Raw genomic sequence first — 18163 nt, forward strand, 5'->3', positions numbered from 1 at the left:
TTAAATATAAGTTAGCATAGAAGCGTATTTTTCATTGCGTCCATAAACTATATCAAAATACGCATTTTGAAGCTTTGTCGTTAGCTCACCTCTTTTTCCATCTCCTATAATTCTTGCATCAATATTATTTATCGGAGTTATTTCTGCTGCAGTTCCTGTGAAAAATGCTTCATCAGCTACATAAACTTCATCTCTTGAAATTCTTTGACGCACTACACTTATGCCCAAATCATGTGCAATTTTTAAAACAGTATCTTGAGTGATACTTTTTAATGAAAAATCATTTGGCGGTGTGATTAGCTTATTATCTTTAATCATAAAAAAACACTCACCTGTTCCTTCTGCTACAAAACCTTCTTCATCGAGCATTAAGGCTTCCTCATATCCTGCTTCTATAGCTTCATATTTAGCCATTTGAGAATTTAAATAATTTGCACTTACTTTTGCTTTACCTAAGCTAGATTTTACACTATTTCTAGCAAAAGAAGAAATTTTAACCTTAATACCTTTTTCTAAGCCTTCTTCACCTAAATAAGCACCCCATTCCCAAGCAGCAATAGCTACCCTAACAGGAGCTTTAGCATGATAAACTCCCATAGTGCCATCACCTAAAAAGATTAATGGTCGCAAATAGGTGTTATTTTGAAAATCATTTGCTCTTAAAAGTTCAACTTGTGCATTTTCAAGTTCTTCTTGAGAAAAAGGAGAATTAATTAAAGTAATTTTTGCAGACTCTAAAAGTCTTTTGGTGTGTTCTTTTAATCTAAAAATTGCTAAACCATTTTGTGTTTTATAAGCTCTTGTTCCTTCAAAAACTGCATTTGCATAATGTAATGAATGTGTTAAAACATGAATTTTTGCATCATCAAAATCAATGATTTTTCCATCCATCCAAATTTTTTTTGCCCTAATCATAACTAAGCCTTTTTGTTGAAAATAAAACTAATTTTATCAAAAATATACTAATAATTACTAGAATATAGTAAAATTATTATATTTGAAACAAGGAAAAATCATGCCAATTATAAATATCAAATTAGCTAAACCAGAATTTAGCAAAACACAAAAAGAAGAGTTAATAGCAGATATTACAGAACTTTTACATACAAAATACAACAAGCCAAAGCAAAATATAGTGATCATGTTAGAAGATATTGAGCCATATAATATTGCTTTTGGTGGCGAAAGTGTAGAAAAATTAAGATTGAAAGATAAAAAATGAAAGAATTGCAAATTGGTGATAAAGCTCCTGTGTTTGAACTTTTAAATCAAGATGGAGTTAAAATTTCTTTAAGTGATTTCTTGGGTAAAAAAATTATTTTGTATTTTTATCCAAAAGATAACACCCCAGGTTGTACCACACAAGCTTGTGAATTTAGTCAAAGTTATGAGGATTTTTTAGAGCAAAATGCTGTGATTATAGGTATTAGTCCAGATAGTGTTAAATCGCATGAAAATTTCATAAAAAAATATGATTTAAAACACACTTTATTAAGCGATAGTGAAAAAGAAATTTGTAAACTTTATGGTGCTTGGGGTTTAAAGAAAAATTATGGTAAAGAGTATGAGGGGCTTATAAGATCTACTTTTGTGATTGATGAAAATGGAAAAATCTCAAAAATTTATAAAAATGTAAAAGCTAAAGACCATGCTTTTAAGGTATTAAAAGAATTATGCTAGTGCATATTTGCTGTAGTGTGGATAGTCATTATTTTATACAAGAATTAAGCAAAACTTATCCTGATGAGAAAATTATAGGTTTTTTTTATGATCCAAATATTCATCCTTATAGTGAGCATGAACTTAGATTTTTAGATGTTAAGCGTAGTTGTGATAAATTGGGTGTTAAGCTTTATAAAGGTGAATATGAGTATGAAAAATGGCTTGAGAGTGTAAAGGGTTATGAAGACGAGCCTGAAAAAGGCGCAAGATGTCAAATTTGTTTTGATTTTAGAATGCATAAAAGTGTTGAATTTGCTCAAAAAATTGGTGAAAAAAAACTTACAACAACCCTTTTAACATCCCCTAAAAAAGACTTAGAGCAGCTAAAATTAGCTTTACAAAAAGAATGCGATAAATTTGGTATAGAGTTTTTGGCACCTGATTTTAGAAAAAATGGAGGCACGCAAAGACAATTTGCCTTAGCTAAGCAAGATATGCTTTATCATCAAAATTATTGTGGGTGTATTTATGCACTTTCTAAACAAAAAGGCCAAAAAGCTTTTATAGATGAGCTTATGAGTCCTATAAATAAACAAATATTACCTTCAAGCATAGAAGAAAAAATAAAATTTTATAACCAAGTAAAAAATTTAGAAAAAAAGGGCATTAAATTTGAAATTCAAAGAGAGAAATTTTTAAATTATCGCTTACTAAGAGCTTTGATAAAAGAAAACAAAAAAGCCATAAAAACTCATGTTTTATTTTATTCTCATTTTAAAAATTCTTACACTAAATTTAGTATTTTAGAAGAGGATTTAAAGTGCTATAAAAGCGTAAAGGATGAGATTAATTTATGGAGTTTTGATTATTTAAATAGTTTGTGCAAAATGCGATTTAAAAGTTTTGAAGATTTTTTACAAAATCCTTTAAAAATAGAGCAAGAAATCAAAATAAGGCAAAGGCATTTTGGCGCTTATGATCTTTCGCCGGTGATTATTGTTGAAAATATCACCAAAGGTGCTTATGAATTTATAGCAAAAAGTGAAATTTATTTTGATAGTAAAGAAAAGATTGTGAAGTTATAAAACTTAACTAGTTTGTTAATATTTTTTTTGTAAAATCTGAATTTTGAATATATTTTAAGGCTAAATTTATGATAGATGTAATGCAAATTCAAAAAATTTTACCACATAGGTATCCATTTTTACTTGTAGATAAAATCGTAGAATTAAAAAATAAAGAAGTTGTTAGAGGTTATAAAAATATTAGTATAAGCGACCATGTTTTTATGGGGCATTTTCCAGATCATCCAATTTACCCGGGTGTGTTAATTTTAGAAGGTATGGCACAAACTGGAGGGGTTTTGGCATTTGAAAGTATGGATGATAAGGTAGATCCAAGCACTAAAGTAGTATATTTTACAGGCATTGATAATGCTAAATTTAGAAATCCAGTGCGTCCAGGTGATAGGCTTGATTATGAGATGAGTGTGGTGAAAAATCGTGGAAATATGTGGATTTTTCAAGGAAAAGCTTTTGTTGATGGACAATTGGTTGCAGAAGCTGAACTTAAAGCTATGATAGTAGATAAATGATGAGCAAAATTCATCCAAGTGCTGTTATAGAAGATGGAGCTATTATAGCAGATGGTGTTGTAGTAGAGGCCTATGCCTATGTTGGAAAAAATGCCAATATAGGTGCAAATACTATCATCAAACAAGGTGCAAGAATTTTACCTAATGTAACTATAGGTGAAAATTCTAAAGTTTTTTCTTATGCCATAGTTGGAGATATCCCACAAGATATATCTTATAAAGATGAGATAAATTCAGGTGTTATTATAGGAAAAAATGCAGTTATTAGAGAATTTGTTACTATAAATTCAGGTACAGCTAAGGGTGATGGTTTTACAAGAATAGGCGATAATGCTTTTATAATGGCTTATTCTCATATTGCACATGATTGTTTGCTTGGAGATAATATTATTTTAGCAAATAATGCTACTTTAGCAGGTCATGTGGAACTTGGAGATTATACTGTGGTAGGTGGACTTACTCCAATACATCAGTTTGTTAAGGTAGGTGAGGGGTGTATGATAGCAGGTGCTAGTGCGCTTTCTCAAGATGTGGTGCCATTTTGCTTAGCTGAAGGAAATCGAGCAAGCATTAGAAGTTTAAATTTAGTAGGCATTAGAAGACGCTTTGATAAAGAAGAAGTGGATGTTTTAAGCAAGGCTTTTAAATTTTTATTCAGACAAGGAAATTTAAAAGATAATGCTTTAAGTTTGCTAGAAAATACTTCTAGTGAAAATGTGAAAAAAATGTGTAATTTTATCTTAGAAACAAAAAGAGGAATTCCTATATATAAGGAAAAAAGTCATGGTTAAAAGATGTAGTTTTTGCAATGAAATAGAAACAAGTGAAAGAAGAATTTTAGTAAATGATTATAATAATGCTTTTATATGTGAGTATTGTGCCGAAAGTGCTTGCAATATTTTCTTTGGAGAGGAAAAAGAATTAAAAAATAAAGAAGTTGATAAAGAAAATTTTAAAGATATTACTCCTAAGGAATTAAAAGCATATTTAGATAAATATGTTATCGGGCAAGATAGAGCTAAAAAAATCTTTAGTGTAGGGGTGTATAATCACTACAAAAGGCTTTTTAGATCTGACTTAGAAGATGATGATACAGAATTAGCAAAATCAAATATTTTATTAGTAGGCCCAACGGGAAGTGGAAAAACTTTACTGGCACAGACTTTAGCTAGATTTTTAGATGTTCCTATCGCAATTTGTGATGCGACTTCTTTAACTGAAGCAGGTTATGTGGGAGAAGATGTTGAAAATATCCTTACTCGTCTTTTGCAAGCTGCTGATGGAGATGTGCAAAGAGCACAAAAAGGGATTATATTTATCGATGAGATAGACAAAATCGCAAGAATGGGTGAAAATCGCTCCATTACAAGAGATGTAAGTGGTGAGGGCGTGCAACAAGCCTTACTCAAAATTATTGAAGGATCTTTGGTAAATATCCCACCAAAAGGCGGTAGAAAACACCCAAATCAAGACTTCATACAAATAGATACAACTAATATTTTATTTGTGTGTGGCGGGGCTTTTGATGGTATTAGTGATATTATTAAAAGAAAATTAGGCGATAATGTCATGGGCTTTTTTACTGATGATAAAAAAGATGAAAAAGAAGCTTTACTTCAAAGACTAGAGCCTGATGATTTGGTGCATTTTGGGCTTATTCCTGAACTTATAGGAAGATTGCATGTACTTGCTTCTTTAGAAGAGCTTGATGAGGAAAGCATGGTGCGTATTTTAACTGAGCCAAAAAATGCCATTATTAAGCAATATCAAAAACTTTTTGCTATTGACAATGTGGAATTAAAATTTGAAGATGAAGCGCTAAGAGAGATTGCTAAGCTTTCGCTAGAGCGTAAAACAGGCGCTAGAGGTTTAAGAAGTATTATTGAAGAAATGATGGTAGATTTGATGTTTGATTTGCCAGAGTATAATGGATATAGCATAGTAATTACTAAAGAAGTGATCAAAGAAGGTACAAAACCTTTATTTATAAAAAATAAAAAAGTTAAAGGCTGAGAATGATTTTAGATCAAATAATTGGATTTTTTTCAAGTGATATGGGGATTGACTTAGGTACTGCAAATACTTTAGTTTTGGTAAAAGATAAAGGTATAGTGATTGATGAACCTTCGGTTGTTGCGGTAGAGCGTGAAAGATATGGTAGGGTTAAAATTTTAGCTGTTGGAAAAGAAGCTAAGGAAATGGTAGGAAAAACCCCAGGTAATATCGAAGCAATCCGTCCTATGAAAGATGGTGTGATTGCTGATTTTGATATGACTGAAAAAATGATCCGTTATTTTATAGAAAAAACTCATAGAAGAAAATCTTTTTTAAGACCTAGAATTATCATTTCAGTTCCTTATGGATTAACCCAAGTAGAAAGAAAAGCAGTTAGAGAAAGTGCTTTGAGTGCGGGTGCTAGAGAAGTATTTTTGATAGAAGAACCTATGGCAGCAGCTATTGGTGCAAATTTACCAATTAGAGAGCCTCAAGGGAGCTTGGTGGTAGATATTGGCGGTGGTACTACTGAAATTGGTGTTACTTCTTTGGGCGGTCTTGTGATTTCAAAATCTATCCGAACAGCTGGTGATAAGCTTGATACTAGTATAGTAAATTATGTAAAAGAAAAATACAATCTTGTCATAGGTGAAAGAACGGGCGAGGAAATCAAAATCGCAATAGGCTCAGCAGTTCAGCTTCCAAAAGAGCTTTCTATGGTAGTTAAAGGACGCGATCAAGTAACAGGATTGTTAAATAGAATAGAGTTAACAAGTGAAGATGTAAGAGAGGCTATGCGTGAGCATTTAAAAGAAATTGCTGATGCATTAAAAATCGTTCTTGAAATGATGCCGCCTGATCTTGCAGCTGATATTGTTGAAAACGGTGTTGTTTTAACAGGAGGCGGAGCTTTAATACGCGGTCTTGATAAATATTTATCTGAAATTGTAAAACTTCCAGTATATGTAGCTGATGAGCCACTTTTAGCAGTGGCAAAAGGCACAGGTAAAGCTTTGGAAGAAATTTCTTTATTGCACCAACTAACGAATGAAGAGTAAAATTCTTAGTGTTTTAATTTTATCTTTTTTAGTGTTTGTTTCGTTTTATTATGGAGATATAATAAAACGAAATATTTTAGATTTAAATATTGCTATTGTTAATCAGTTTTCTCAAAGCATTAATCTTTTAAAAGATAAATTTAATGAGCATTTTAATCAAGCTCAAGAAATTAAAAAATTAAGAGAAAGAAATGCTGAACTTGAAAAAAACAATATCTATATGAAAAACTTTGCCAATGAATTAAACAATATTTTAAGTGATAAAAATTCAAGTTTTTATTATCCTAATGTTAGTTTAGTTAAGGCAACTTCTTATGCTCAAATTAGCGATTATCATAAAGTTTGGCTTGATGTGGATTATAAAGGAAAAATTAAAGGCTTAATTTATAATGGCTATACAGCAGGCATAGTTATAGAAAAAAATGGTAGAGCTTTGGGACTTTTACAAGGTGATGAAGAGTGTATTTTTTCCGTATATATAGGTAAGGAACAAGCACCAGGTATAGCTCATGGTAGAAATGATTATGTTTTAGTTAAATATATTCCTAAATGGCTTGAACTTAAAATGGGCGATAAGGTTTATACAAGTGGCTTAGATGAGATTTTCTTTTCAGGAATTCCAGTAGGCGAAATTTTTAAAATAGAAGAAGAAGGTGCCTATCAAAATGCATATGTTAAACCTTATGTAAAAATGAAAGTACCAAGTTATTTTTATATGGTAGAAAATTTTTAATAAAAAGTTATTTATTTTAGTTGATATAAATTATTATTTACTATTAAATATTAGAATTATCTCCGAATTTTAAAAATTTAGGAGATTAAATGAAAAAATATATCAGTAGTTGTTTAGCTTTTTGCTGTTTAAGTGGTGCTATTTATGCAAATGAAGTGGAATATGATGCACAAAAAATAGCAGATATTTTTTATCAACTTAATGCTGATCCTAAAAATCCAAAAGCAAAAGTTAATCATGCAAAAGGCTTTTGTGCTATGGGAACTTTTGAGCCAGCTTTGTCTATCAATAAAGAAGTTGATGTGCCTTTGTTAACACAAAAAAGTTTGCCAATCCAAGTAAGATATTCTTTGGGTGGAGCTTTTAAAGATGATAAAAGCAAAACAAGAGGTATGGCTATTAGAATTACTGATCCTAAAGATTCTGCTTCTTGGACTATGGTTATGCTAAATACAGAAATAAATTTCGCAAAAAATCCTAAAGAATTCGGTCAGTTTTTTGAAATGAGACTTCCTGTAAATGGTAAAGTCGATCAAGAAAAAATAAGCAAGATGATGCAAGAGGTTGATTCTTATAGAAATTTTGCTGCATATACTGATAAAATTGGCATTAGTAAAAGTGTAGCAAATACTCCATTTTTTAGTATTCATACTTTTTATTTTAAACAAGCAAACGGAGAAAACTATTTGCCAGCAAGATGGAAATTAGTTCCAAGTGAAGGTGTGGCATATTTAAATGAAGCACAAATGAAAAGTGCGAGTAGTGATTTTTTAAAAGAAGATTTCCAAAATCGTGTAAAAGCTAATAAGCCGGTTGAGTATAAAATGTATTTAGTATATGCAAATAAAAATGATATTACCAATGAAACAACGGCTTTATGGAGTGGTAAGCACAAAGAAAGTCTAGTTGGGACTTTTAAGGTTAATGCCTTGAGCGATGAAGATTGTAATTTTGATGTATATTTTCCTTCGGATGTACCTCAAGGGGTTAATCCACCACAAGATCCTTTATTTGATGTAAGAAATGAAGCTTATGCTATAACTTTTGGTAAGCGTCAATAAAATTTAGCTCTTTAAGAGCTAAATTCTTTGTTAAATTCAACTTCTAAAAAACTTATATTTGTTATAATTTGGCTAAAAATTTAGCTTAGGAAAATACATGCCAAAAAGAACAGATATAAAAAATATATTATTAATAGGCAGTGGGCCTATCATTATAGGTCAAGCTTGTGAGTTTGATTACTCAGGAACTCAAGCGGCAAAAACTTTAAAAGAGCTAGGTTATAGAGTAGTTTTGATCAATTCTAATCCGGCTACGATTATGACAGATCCTGAATTTGCTGATGCAACTTATATAGAACCAATTACCAAAGAAAGTATTCTAAGTATTATCAAAAAAGAAAAAATCGATGCGATTTTACCTACTATGGGTGGCCAAGTTGCTTTGAATGTTGCTATGGAAGTTTATGAAAGTGGCGAGCTTGCAGATGTAAAATTTTTGGGTGCAAATCCTGAAGCGATTAAAAAAGGCGAAGACAGACAAGTTTTTAAAGAATGTATGAAAAAAATCGGCATGGATTTGCCAAAATCTATGTATGCGTATAATTATGAAGAAGCTTTAAAAGCTGTTGATGAGATTGGTTTTCCTTTGATGATTAGAGCTTCTTTTACCTTAGGTGGTGCAGGAAGTGGCGTGGTGTATAATATGGATGAGTTTGCAGAACTTGCAAATACTGCTTTAGCGTTAAGCCCTATCCATGAAATTTTAATCGAAGAAAGCTTACTTGGTTGGAAAGAATACGAAATGGAAGTCATTAGAGATAAAAATGACAATTGTATTATCGTTTGCTCTATTGAAAATGTCGATCCTATGGGGGTTCATACAGGCGATTCTATTACTATAGCTCCTGCTTTAACTTTGACTGATAAAGAATACCAAGCGATGCGTAATGCTTCTTTTGCTATTTTAAGAGAAATTGGAGTAGATACAGGTGGATCAAATGTGCAATTTGCTATCAATCCAACTAATGGTAGAATGATAGTTATTGAAATGAATCCTAGGGTTTCAAGATCTTCAGCCCTAGCTAGTAAAGCTACGGGCTATCCTATAGCTAAGGTAGCTACGCTTTTAGCAGTTGGATTTAGTTTAGATGAGATTAAAAATGATATCACAGGAACTCCTGCTTCATTTGAACCGGTAATTGATTATATCGTAACTAAAATTCCTCGTTTTACTTTTGAAAAATTCCCAAATGCAAGCACAGAGCTTGGCACTGCTATGAAAAGCGTGGGTGAGGTTATGGCTATAGGGAGAACTTTTAAAGAAAGCATTCAAAAAGCACTTTGCTCACTTGAGAGAAATTTAAGTGGGTTTGATACTATAGAATGTGATAAAAATGAGCTTTTAGCAAAAATTCGCCAAGCTAATGAAAAACGCTTACTTTATATAGCACAAGCTTTTAGAGAAGGTTTTAGCACACAAGAGCTTTTTGAGCTTTGCAAAATAGATCCTTGGTTTTTAAACCAAATCAAAGAAATAGTGGAATTTGAAAATCAAATAGATATGGATATTTTAAGTAATAAGCAACTATTAAGAAAAGCTAAAACCTTAGGTTTTTCAGATAAAAAAATTGCTAGCTTAATTAATCAAAAAGATAATCTTGAGTTAAGCCAAAATGATATTTATTATGCAAGAATTAAACACAAAATTATCGCTCAATATAGTGAAGTAGATACTTGTGCAGGAGAATTTGAAGCACTGACCCCGTATTTATACTCAAGTATTAATACAAATGAAGCTACGCAAGTAAAAGAAAGTAAAGATAAAAAAGATAAAAAAGTGATGATTATAGGTGGTGGACCAAACCGCATAGGACAAGGCATTGAGTTTGATTATGCTTGTGTGCATGCTTCTTTTGCTCTAAAAGATATGGGTGTAAAAACTATAATGTATAATTGTAACCCAGAAACGGTTTCAACAGATTATGATACAAGTGATATTTTGTATTTTGAGCCAATTGATTTTGAGCATTTAAGAGCAGTTATTGATAGAGAAAGACCCGATGGAGTGATAGTGCATTTTGGTGGTCAAACCCCGCTTAAATTTGCAAAACGCCTTAGTGCTTTTGGAGCAAAGATTATAGGAACAAGTGCAAGGGTAATAGATTTAGCTGAAGATAGAAAGAAATTTGCTAAATTTATTGAAGATCTAGGTATAAATCAACCTAAAAATGGCACAGCCATAAGCGTTGAAGAAGCCATTATAAAAGCAAATGAGATAGGTTATCCTGTGCTTGTTAGACCAAGTTATGTTTTGGGTGGTCGTGCAATGCGTGTAGTGCATGATGAGAGTGAGCTTAGACTTTATATGCAAGAAGCAGTAGATGTGAGTGATAAATCTCCGGTATTAATTGATCAATTTTTAGATAATGCAACTGAGCTTGATGTAGATGCGATAAGTGATGGAAAAGAAGTTTATGTAGCAGGTATTATGGAGCATATTGAAGAAGCAGGAATTCACTCAGGCGATAGCGCTTGCTCTTTACCTGCTGTAAATATTGATGAAGCTATGCTTGAAATGATTGAGCAAAAAACAAAAGATATTGCTTTAAATTTAGGTGTAGTAGGACTTTTAAATATACAATTTGCTATTTATGATAATAAACTTTATATGATAGAAGTAAATCCAAGAGCTAGTAGAACCGTGCCTTTTGTGAGCAAAGCTACAGGAATTCCTTTAGCTAAGGTTGCAACACGCGTGATGTGGCAAGGAAATTTAAGAGAAAGCTTGAAATTTTATGACACCTTTAGAGTGGTAGAGGAAAAAAATGGAATTTTAAGAGCTAAAAAGCCAAAACATATTAGTGTAAAATCAGTGGTATTTCCTTTTGCTAAACTTAGCGGAAGCGATCTTGAGCTTGGACCTGAAATGCGCTCAACCGGTGAAGTTATGGGAGTAAGTAAAGATTTTGATAACTCTTATGCAAAAAGCCAACTTGCTTCTTCAAATTTCTTACCAGAAAGTGGTAATGTGTTTTTATCACTAAGAGAGCAAGATAAAAAATATGCAGTAGATTTAGCTAATGAGTATATTAAGCTAGGATTTAAAATCATTGCTACGAGTGGAACTTATAAAGTTTTACAAGAAGCGGGCTTGGAGTGTGAGTTTGTGCATAAAATTTCTGAAGGACGCCCGAATGTAGAGGATAAATTAAAAAATTCTCAAATTCAACTTGCTATAAATACTAGCGATGAGCATAGTTTTAAAGGCGACACTAAAAAAATTAGAGCAAATATTTTACGCTTTAAAATCCCATATTTTACAAATCTAAGAGCAGCTTATGCGGGGATTAAAGCTATCAAAGCTATACAAAATAAATCATGTCTTGAAGTAAAGAGCTTACAAGAATACTTAAAAACATGATTTATCTTGCTCAAACTGATACAACAGCAGGGTTTTTAAGTAAGGACTTAAAAGCCCTTAATACTTTAAAAAAAAGGCCCTTAAAGCAAGATTGTTTAATTACTACGGCTAAATTTAGTGAGCTTAAAAAACTTACAAGAGTGCCAAATTATTTTAAAAATACTATTAGAAAATCCAAAAAAACTACTTTTTTATATCCTAATTCTAAAGCAATACGCGTTGTGAAAGATTGCACTCATGAGGAATTTTTAAAAAAGTTTGATTGGCTTTATTCTACTTCTGCAAACATTCATGGAAAAAAATTTGATCTAAATTGGGCTATGCAAAATGCAGATAAAATAGTAGATGAAAAGTTTTTTGAAAGTGGAGCCTCAAAGATTTTTAAACTTCGAGGCATTAAAAAAGTTAAACTGCGTTAATCATTATTCTATTCATTTATTATTTTGTAACATTTTTTTTCAAATTAGTCAAAAAATATAATTAGGTGGTTTATTTAAGCTTTAAATTTATTTTTTGATTTTATTATAAATAAAAGATTGAAAAGGATATAAATGAAAAATGATGTTTTAACAAAAGCGCAAAAAATTCGTTCTATTATAGCCGCAAGTAGTGGAAATTTAGTTGAATGGTTTGATTTTTATATTTATGCTTTTACTGCCACTTACTTTGCTCACGCTTTTTCCACATCTACAAATCCTATAATTCAACAAGTCAATGCTTTTGCAGTTTTTGCAATTGGATTTTTTATGCGTCCTATTGGTTCTTGGATTTTTGGATCTTTAGCAGATAAAATTGGCCGTAAAAGTTCTATGATTTTTTCTGTAGTTTTAATGGCTTTGGGATCTTTTATGATAGCGGTTTTACCAAGTAAAGATAGTGTCGGAGATTTTGCCATTATATTACTTTTAATTGCAAGGTTGATTCAAGGTTTAAGTGTTGGTGGAGAATATGGTATAGTAGCTACCTATCTTTCAGAGCTTGCTAGCGAGGGAAAAAAAGGGTTTTATTCTTCTTTTCAATATGTTACTCTTATAGGAGGGCAGTTATTAGCTGTTGCAAGTATTAGTATAATGTTTTGTTTTTTTAGTGTTGATGATATGAAAGAATATGCATGGAGAATTCTTTTTGTTGTAGGCGGTATATTAGCTCTTGGTTCTCTTTTTGTGAGAAAAATTATGAACGAGAGTTCTAGCACACTAAAAAAACACGAAGATAGAGGCTCATTCAAGGCACTACTAAAATCATGGAAGTCTTTTTTAATTGTTATTGGAATTACTTCCGGCGGTTCTTTGGCATTTTATACTATTACAACTTACACTAAGATATTTATGGAAAATTCAGGGATGGATAAAATTTTAGTCAATAATATTTTTCTTATAGCTTTATTTATTTTAATGGCGATACAACCAGTTTTTGGAATATTAGGAGATAAATATGGACATAAAACATCTTTAGTGATATTTTGTATTTTAGCTTTTTTTGGGATATATCCTATTTTTATGATTATTCAAGATCAAGCACAGAATAATACTTATTTAGTCTTTGTTTTGGTTGTAGCGTTGTTTATTATTTTAAGTTTTTACACTTCTGTTGCAGGAATTTTTAAAGCCAAACTTTTTCCAGAGCATGTAAGAGCTTTAGGAGTTGGTTTTGGGTATGCTATTTCTAATGCGATTTTTGGAGGTTCTGCAAATTGGGTTGCTTTGCAATTTAAAGATGCTAATATAGAAAATGGTTTTTTTATTTATATAGCAGTGCTTATCGCAGTGATGTTTATAGCCACTTTGTGTTTGCCAAAAAAATCAACTTTGGATTAAGGTTATAAGAATAATTTTTTAGTTAGTTTTATTGTGATAGGTTTTTTATGCTTTATTGTTCAATTGATACTAAAAAAAATAGATGTTATTTATTTTTATTTATACAAATGAGTATTTTTAGGACAAAAATTCTATTTTTTATTTTTATAGATGTTATTTTTGAAAAATTTTTTAGAAATTAATTAAAATGTTTTTATATTTATTGCAAAATTAGGAGGTATTTTAATGTTTAAAACTATTGTAGCTAAGAAAATATCATTTTTCACAGCTTTGATTTTGGTTGTTGGATTTGGTATTTTTGTTGGACTAAATTATTATTCGTCTAAAACGGATATTCTTCAAAGTATTGTAAGTGGAAAGCAAGAAAGTGTTAAAAATGGAAAAAATTTTTCAGATTTATACTTCAATACTAAGATAGAGAATATTAAAAAAATCGCTGCAAATATTATTGAACATAAAAATGTAAGTGAGGAATATATTGGTTCTTTTTTAGAAAAGATGTTTGGTTTTTATTCTTTTAATGCTATTTATGTTGGGTATGAAAAAGATGGTAGCTTGATTGATGTAGATATTAATTCTAAAGGAAAACATTTTATTTTAAATCAAGAAAAAGATGGTTTTGATGCTAGAGAACGCGTGTGGTATCAAAATGCAAAAAATAAAAATAAGGTAAGCATTTCAGAACCTTTTTTAGATGTCGTAACTAAAAAAATAGCTTTGTCAGTGTCAATTCCGATTGTTATTGATGGGAAATTTTATGGAGTTTTAGCAGGTGAGTTTTTTCTAGATGATATACGCAATGCTTTTGGAAGATTAAAAACTACTGCAAGTAATAATGTGTTTTTAATCAATGAAAGAAAGGAAATGATAGCTCATTCTTCTGCTAATATAGATTTTTATGAAGACAATGAAGTTAAAGAAGTGTTAAAAAATTTTGTTAATGTTGCAAGTGTAACTCCAAATGAAACTACTGATTTGATTTTGTATAAACTTAAAGGTCAAGAACGCTTAGCTGTGTGTATTATGGGAGAAAATTCTTTAACTTTGTGTTCTTCTAATGCTTTGAGTGATTATGATGAGGTTTTAAAAGGACTTTTAATTACCCAAGTTATATTTGGTGTGATTTTTGTCCTTGTTATTATCGTTATTTTGGGTGGTATGATAGAGCATTTTCTTAAGAAAATTATATTTATTAAAGAAGCTTTAGAAGATTTTTTTGAAAGTTTAAACTACAAAGGCGATATGAAAGATATAGATTTAAATATCAAAGGAAATGATGAATTTGCTATTATTGGTAAAGAAATCAATAATGGTATAAAAAATATCCAAAAGAATTTAAAGCAAGACAAGAAGGCTGTGTTTGAAAGTGTTCAAAAGTTGAAAGAGATAGAGCTTGGAGATTTATCTGTTAGAATTGATAATGATCCTATAAATCCTCAACTAATAGAGTTAAAAAATGTATTAAATGAATTGCTTGATATTTTAGAAGAGAAAATAGGATCAAACATCAACGAGCTTGATAGAGTGCTTGAAAGTTATAAGGCTTTAGATTTTTCAACACAGGTTGAAAATGCAAAAGGAAGTGTAGAAATAACAACAAATGTTTTAGGTTCAGAAATCAAAAAGATGTTGATTTCTTCTTCTAAATTTGCACATAAACTAACTATACAATGTGAAAAACTAGAAGAATTTATGCAAAAACTTGTTGATGGAACTTATTCTCAATCAAATTCTTTGGAAAAATCCATAAAAGCAGTAGAGCAAATAAACATTTCTATGCAAAATGTTGGAGGTAAAACTACAGAGGTTGTTTCTCAAGCTGAAAATATTAAAGAAGTAGTAAATGTGATCAAGGACATAGCAGAACAAACAAATTTATTAGCATTAAATGCTGCCATAGAAGCTGCTCGTGCGGGCGAACATGGCAGAGGTTTTGCTGTGGTTGCTGATGAGGTGCGTCATTTGGCTGAAAAGACAGAAAGAAGTTTAGGCGAGATAGAAGCTAATGTAAATATTTTAGTTCAAAGCGTTAATGATGTTTCTATATCAATGCATGAACAAACTCAAAGTATTTCACAAATCAATGATGCGATAATTCAACTAGAAGATGTCACAAAAGAAAATGTAAAAATAGCTAATTTTACTAATGAAACTACTAAAGAAGTAGGGGATATTTCTCAAGATATATTAAAAGAGGTAGAAAGTAAGAAAATTTAATACCAAGGAGCTTATTATTTTGTAATTTTGGTTATAATTTGCACTTTTAAAAAAAAGGTAGATTATGATTGAAAGAACAAAAATAAGCTCTAATTTTGGTTGGTTTATGGTAATTTTAGGTGGTTTGGTTGAGTGTTTTTGGGTAAGTGGTTTAAAATACTCTACTGAAATTTGGCATTATGCTTTAACAGCCATTGGAGTTTGTATATCTTTTACATGTTTTTTAAAAGCTTGTGAAAGACTTGAAGTAAGTATTGCTTATAGTGTTTTTGTAGGTATTGGCACGGTTGGAGTGGTGCTTAATGAGATGTTTATTTTCAATGAGCCAAGCTCTATTACCAAGCTTACTTTAATAGCCATTTTGCTTTTAAGTATCATAGGCCTTAAAATCATTAGCAAGGAAGCTAAATAATGGAATGGTTTTTTTTATTTTTAGCGACCGCTTTTGAAATTTTTGGCGTGATTATTATGAAACAACTTGTAAGCACTAAAAATAAGCTTTATCTTTTAGCTTTGATAGTGTGTTTTGCTTTTTCATTTGGATTTTTAAGCCTTAGCATGCAAAGTATTGCTATGAGTGTGGCTTATTCTATATGGACAGGAGCTGGAACTGCAGGCGGGGTTATCATAGGGGTGCTGTTTTATAAAGAAAGCAAAAGCTTTTTAAAGCTTTTTTTGATTGCTCTTATCATTGCTTGCACCGTGGGTTTAAAAATACTTTCATAGGTTTAAAATGAAAATATACATTAGCGGTATAGACACAGATGTTGGCAAAACTTATCTAAGTGCTAGAATTTGTAAAGAATTGGGTTTTGATTATTTTAAGCTTATCCAAGCAGGCACGCCAAAAGATAGCGAGGTAGTAGCTGAGTTTAGCCCAAAAACTAAGATTTTCAAAGAAGGTGTGTTTTTACAAACCCCTGCTTCACCGCACAAAGGTAGGATTTTAGAAAATTTAAACTATAAAGCTTTTGATATACAAATTCCACAAAGTGATAAACTCATCATCGAGCTAGCTGGTGGGCTTTTTTCGCCCCTTGATGATGAAAAAACAATGATTGATTATATGAGTGCGTTTAAGCACCCTACGATTTTAGTCGCAAAAGACTATCTAGGAAGTATCAATCACACACTTTTAAGCATAGAAGCACTAAAACAAAGAGATATTAAAATCCTTGCTTTAATCTTAAAAACCCAAGATACTTTTAGCAAGGATTTTATAAGCAATTACGCTAAAATTCCTATCATAGAATTTGACGATAAAGTGTGTGAAAAACTTTCAAAAATCCTTGAAAATCTCTCTTAAAGACTGCACTATATAAGCAATTTCATCTTCATTTATAACATATGGTGGCATGAAATAAATTGTATTTCCAAGTGGTCTTAAAAGCAAGCCTTTTTCTAAGGCTCTTTGAAAGACTTCAAGTCCTGCTCTTTGATATTTGCTTTTTTGTATATCAAATGCACTTACCATACCTAAATTTCTAAAATTTCCTAAAAAGTCAAATTCTTTTAAACTCTCCCATTGAGTTTTTATAAAAGCACTTTTGATTTTATTTTTTGCGATGATATTTTCTTTTTCAAAAATATCCAAAGTCGCATTAGCCGCTGCACAAGCTAGGGCATTACCCGTGTAAGAGTGAGAGTGTAAAAAGGCCTTTTGGCTCTCATAGCTATCATAAAATTTCTCATAAATTTCATCTTTAGTAAGCACCACTGAAAGTGGTAAATACCCACCCGTGATAGCTTTAGAAAGACATATATAATCAATGCTTTGTGAGCAATAATCAAGCGCAAACATTTCCCCTGTGCGTCCAAAACCTGTGGCTATCTCATCAAATATCACTTGCACGCCATAATCTTTAGCAAGTTTAACTGCCTCATCTAAATACCCAAGCTCATACATATGCATATTGCCCGCACATTGAAGTAAAGGTTCAAGTATAAAAGCACAAATTTCATGATGATGATTTTTTAAAATGCTTTCTAGAATTTCGAGTTCTTTTGTATAGTCCTTGCTTGTTGGCACAGGCGTTGTGACACTTTTTAAAAGTAAAGACTCATAGGTTTTTTTATAAAGCGCTACATCGCCAACGCTTAATGCACCTAAGGTTTCTCCATGGTAAGAATTGCTAAGCGATAAGAATTTATCCTTTTTAGAGCCATTGTTTAAGTGGTATTGAAAGCTCATTTTTAAAGCCACTTCTATGGCTGAACTACCATTGTCTGCAAAAAAGCATTTATCAAAAGGTAAAAGCTTGCAAAGTCTTTGTGAAAGCTTTATGATAGGCTCATGTGAAAAGCCTGCAAGCAAGACATGTTCTAAATTTTGAAGTTGATCTTTGATTTTTTCATTGATATATTCATTACAATGGCCAAAGATATTTACCCACCAAGAGCTAATGCAGTCTATGTAGGATTTTTCATCAAAATCATACAAATACACTCCCTTAGCCTTTTTTATAGGTATTAAAGGTAAAAACTCATGATCGCTCATTTGCGTGCAAGGGTGCCAAATGTGTTTTAAGTCTAGTTCTTTTAAATTCATTTTTACTTCTTTGATTTTTATTACTAATGATACTACAATTAAGCTTATGTGCTATCTTAAAAATAACAATCACTTCTTTTAACATTTTTTGTATAATTAAATATTTAAATAGTATAA

Annotated in this window: 18 protein-coding genes and 1 pseudogene; 17 read left to right on the forward strand and 2 right to left on the reverse strand. The window is 31.0% G+C overall.

The annotated features are described in order from the left end of the window. Entirely contained in the window at positions 1 to 915 is a 915-nt protein-coding gene (gene ilvE, locus L8X50_RS04070; protein ID WP_263660460.1) for a branched-chain-amino-acid transaminase, read from the reverse strand. Between the two features lie 100 nt (positions 916 to 1015). Between ilvE and L8X50_RS04075 the strand changes: the two genes are divergently transcribed. The 17 genes and pseudogenes from L8X50_RS04075 (at position 1016) to bioD (ending at position 16804) form a co-directional block, all read left to right on the forward strand. Beyond that, positions 1016 to 1222 carry a tautomerase family protein gene (locus tag L8X50_RS04075; protein ID WP_133319508.1) on the forward strand — a complete coding sequence of 69 codons (207 nt, stop codon included), beginning with the start codon at positions 1016 to 1018 and terminating at the stop codon, positions 1220 to 1222. Beyond that, complete coding sequence (gene bcp, locus L8X50_RS04080) at positions 1219 to 1680, forward strand: thioredoxin-dependent thiol peroxidase (protein WP_263659520.1); 462 nt, start codon at positions 1219 to 1221, stop codon at positions 1678 to 1680. Before L8X50_RS04075 ends, bcp begins: the two co-directional genes overlap by 4 nt. Next, positions 1674 to 2747 (forward strand): epoxyqueuosine reductase QueH, encoded by a 1074-nt coding sequence (locus tag L8X50_RS04085; RefSeq protein WP_263660461.1) that lies wholly within the window; start codon positions 1674 to 1676, stop codon positions 2745 to 2747. The genes bcp and L8X50_RS04085 overlap by 7 nt, the downstream gene beginning before the upstream one ends. 68 nt (positions 2748 to 2815) lie before the next feature. After that, entirely contained in the window at positions 2816 to 3256 is a 441-nt protein-coding gene (gene fabZ, locus L8X50_RS04090) for a 3-hydroxyacyl-ACP dehydratase FabZ (RefSeq protein WP_039619275.1), read from the forward strand. Continuing rightward, positions 3256 to 4047, forward strand: a complete 792-nt coding sequence (gene lpxA, locus L8X50_RS04095) for an acyl-ACP--UDP-N-acetylglucosamine O-acyltransferase (protein ID WP_263660490.1) — start codon at positions 3256 to 3258, stop codon at positions 4045 to 4047. The genes fabZ and lpxA overlap by 1 nt, the downstream gene beginning before the upstream one ends. Then, positions 4040 to 5269, forward strand: coding sequence for an ATP-dependent Clp protease ATP-binding subunit ClpX (gene clpX / locus L8X50_RS04100; RefSeq protein ID WP_263659518.1), 1230 nt, complete (start codon positions 4040 to 4042; stop codon positions 5267 to 5269). Before lpxA ends, clpX begins: the two co-directional genes overlap by 8 nt. 2 nt (positions 5270 to 5271) lie before the next feature. After that, positions 5272 to 6309 (forward strand): rod shape-determining protein, encoded by a 1038-nt coding sequence (locus tag L8X50_RS04105; protein WP_012662095.1) that lies wholly within the window; start codon positions 5272 to 5274, stop codon positions 6307 to 6309. After that, positions 6299 to 7042 (forward strand): rod shape-determining protein MreC, encoded by a 744-nt coding sequence (gene mreC, locus L8X50_RS04110; RefSeq protein WP_263659517.1) that lies wholly within the window; start codon positions 6299 to 6301, stop codon positions 7040 to 7042. The genes L8X50_RS04105 and mreC overlap by 11 nt, the downstream gene beginning before the upstream one ends. An 89-nt stretch (positions 7043 to 7131) precedes the next feature. Beyond that, positions 7132 to 8103 carry a catalase gene (locus L8X50_RS04115; RefSeq protein ID WP_263660462.1) on the forward strand — a complete coding sequence of 324 codons (972 nt, stop codon included), beginning with the start codon at positions 7132 to 7134 and terminating at the stop codon, positions 8101 to 8103. Between the two features lie 97 nt (positions 8104 to 8200). Beyond that, positions 8201 to 11464 carry a carbamoyl-phosphate synthase large subunit gene (carB, locus tag L8X50_RS04120; protein ID WP_263660463.1) on the forward strand — a complete coding sequence of 1088 codons (3264 nt, stop codon included), beginning with the start codon at positions 8201 to 8203 and terminating at the stop codon, positions 11462 to 11464. Beyond that, positions 11461 to 11883 (forward strand): Sua5 YciO YrdC YwlC family protein, encoded by a 423-nt coding sequence (locus L8X50_RS04125; RefSeq protein WP_133319514.1) that lies wholly within the window; start codon positions 11461 to 11463, stop codon positions 11881 to 11883. Before carB ends, L8X50_RS04125 begins: the two co-directional genes overlap by 4 nt. 132 nt (positions 11884 to 12015) lie before the next feature. Further along, a complete protein-coding gene (locus L8X50_RS04130; RefSeq protein ID WP_263660464.1) occupies positions 12016 to 13281 on the forward strand; it encodes an MFS transporter in 1266 nt (421 codons plus the stop codon). Between the two features lie 498 nt (positions 13282 to 13779). Then, a pseudogene (locus L8X50_RS08320) lies at positions 13780 to 14283 on the forward strand (cache domain-containing protein); the annotation flags it as partial. Between the two features lie 690 nt (positions 14284 to 14973). After that, positions 14974 to 15498, forward strand: a complete 525-nt coding sequence (locus tag L8X50_RS08325; protein WP_375154850.1) for a methyl-accepting chemotaxis protein — start codon at positions 14974 to 14976, stop codon at positions 15496 to 15498. Positions 15499 to 15562: 64 nt separating this feature from the next. Further along, positions 15563 to 15910: a DMT family transporter gene (locus L8X50_RS04145; protein WP_087699708.1), complete on the forward strand. Its 348-nt coding sequence runs from the start codon at positions 15563 to 15565 to the stop codon at positions 15908 to 15910. Next, positions 15910 to 16224, forward strand: coding sequence for a DMT family transporter (locus L8X50_RS04150; protein WP_087699706.1), 315 nt, complete (start codon positions 15910 to 15912; stop codon positions 16222 to 16224). Before L8X50_RS04145 ends, L8X50_RS04150 begins: the two co-directional genes overlap by 1 nt. A gap of 7 nt (positions 16225 to 16231) precedes the next feature. Beyond that, positions 16232 to 16804 (forward strand): dethiobiotin synthase, encoded by a 573-nt coding sequence (gene bioD, locus L8X50_RS04155; RefSeq protein WP_133319517.1) that lies wholly within the window; start codon positions 16232 to 16234, stop codon positions 16802 to 16804. Here the strand turns inward: bioD and L8X50_RS04160 are convergent. After that, positions 16778 to 18046 (reverse strand): adenosylmethionine--8-amino-7-oxononanoate transaminase, encoded by a 1269-nt coding sequence (locus L8X50_RS04160; RefSeq protein ID WP_263660465.1) that lies wholly within the window; start codon positions 18044 to 18046, stop codon positions 16778 to 16780. The two genes, bioD and L8X50_RS04160, sit on opposite strands and share 27 nt — an antisense overlap. Positions 18047 to 18163 lie beyond the last annotated feature (117 nt).

This window comes from Campylobacter sp. CNRCH_2013_0898h, from assembly GCF_025772965.1.
GTDB lineage: Bacteria > Campylobacterota > Campylobacteria > Campylobacterales > Campylobacteraceae > Campylobacter_D > Campylobacter_D lari_D.

Coding starts and splice junctions, on each gene's coding strand:
- L8X50_RS08325 (WP_375154850.1), top strand. CDS start 14,974: ATGCAAAAACTTGTTGATGGAACTTATTCTCAATCAAATTCTTTGGAA.
- bioD (WP_133319517.1), top strand. CDS start 16,232: ATGAAAATATACATTAGCGGTATAGACACAGATGTTGGCAAAACTTAT.
- carB (WP_263660463.1), top strand. CDS start 8,201: ATGCCAAAAAGAACAGATATAAAAAATATATTATTAATAGGCAGTGGG.
- L8X50_RS04075 (WP_133319508.1), top strand. CDS start 1,016: ATGCCAATTATAAATATCAAATTAGCTAAACCAGAATTTAGCAAAACA.
- mreC (WP_263659517.1), top strand. CDS start 6,299: ATGAAGAGTAAAATTCTTAGTGTTTTAATTTTATCTTTTTTAGTGTTT.
- L8X50_RS04130 (WP_263660464.1), top strand. CDS start 12,016: ATGAAAAATGATGTTTTAACAAAAGCGCAAAAAATTCGTTCTATTATA.
- bcp (WP_263659520.1), top strand. CDS start 1,219: ATGAAAGAATTGCAAATTGGTGATAAAGCTCCTGTGTTTGAACTTTTA.
- L8X50_RS04115 (WP_263660462.1), top strand. CDS start 7,132: ATGAAAAAATATATCAGTAGTTGTTTAGCTTTTTGCTGTTTAAGTGGT.
- L8X50_RS04105 (WP_012662095.1), top strand. CDS start 5,272: ATGATTTTAGATCAAATAATTGGATTTTTTTCAAGTGATATGGGGATT.
- ilvE (WP_263660460.1), bottom strand. CDS start 915: ATGATTAGGGCAAAAAAAATTTGGATGGATGGAAAAATCATTGATTTT.
- L8X50_RS04085 (WP_263660461.1), top strand. CDS start 1,674: ATGCTAGTGCATATTTGCTGTAGTGTGGATAGTCATTATTTTATACAA.
- fabZ (WP_039619275.1), top strand. CDS start 2,816: ATGATAGATGTAATGCAAATTCAAAAAATTTTACCACATAGGTATCCA.
- lpxA (WP_263660490.1), top strand. CDS start 3,256: ATGAGCAAAATTCATCCAAGTGCTGTTATAGAAGATGGAGCTATTATA.
- L8X50_RS04150 (WP_087699706.1), top strand. CDS start 15,910: ATGGAATGGTTTTTTTTATTTTTAGCGACCGCTTTTGAAATTTTTGGC.
- L8X50_RS04160 (WP_263660465.1), bottom strand. CDS start 18,046: ATGAATTTAAAAGAACTAGACTTAAAACACATTTGGCACCCTTGCACG.
- L8X50_RS04125 (WP_133319514.1), top strand. CDS start 11,461: ATGATTTATCTTGCTCAAACTGATACAACAGCAGGGTTTTTAAGTAAG.
- L8X50_RS04145 (WP_087699708.1), top strand. CDS start 15,563: ATGATTGAAAGAACAAAAATAAGCTCTAATTTTGGTTGGTTTATGGTA.
- clpX (WP_263659518.1), top strand. CDS start 4,040: ATGGTTAAAAGATGTAGTTTTTGCAATGAAATAGAAACAAGTGAAAGA.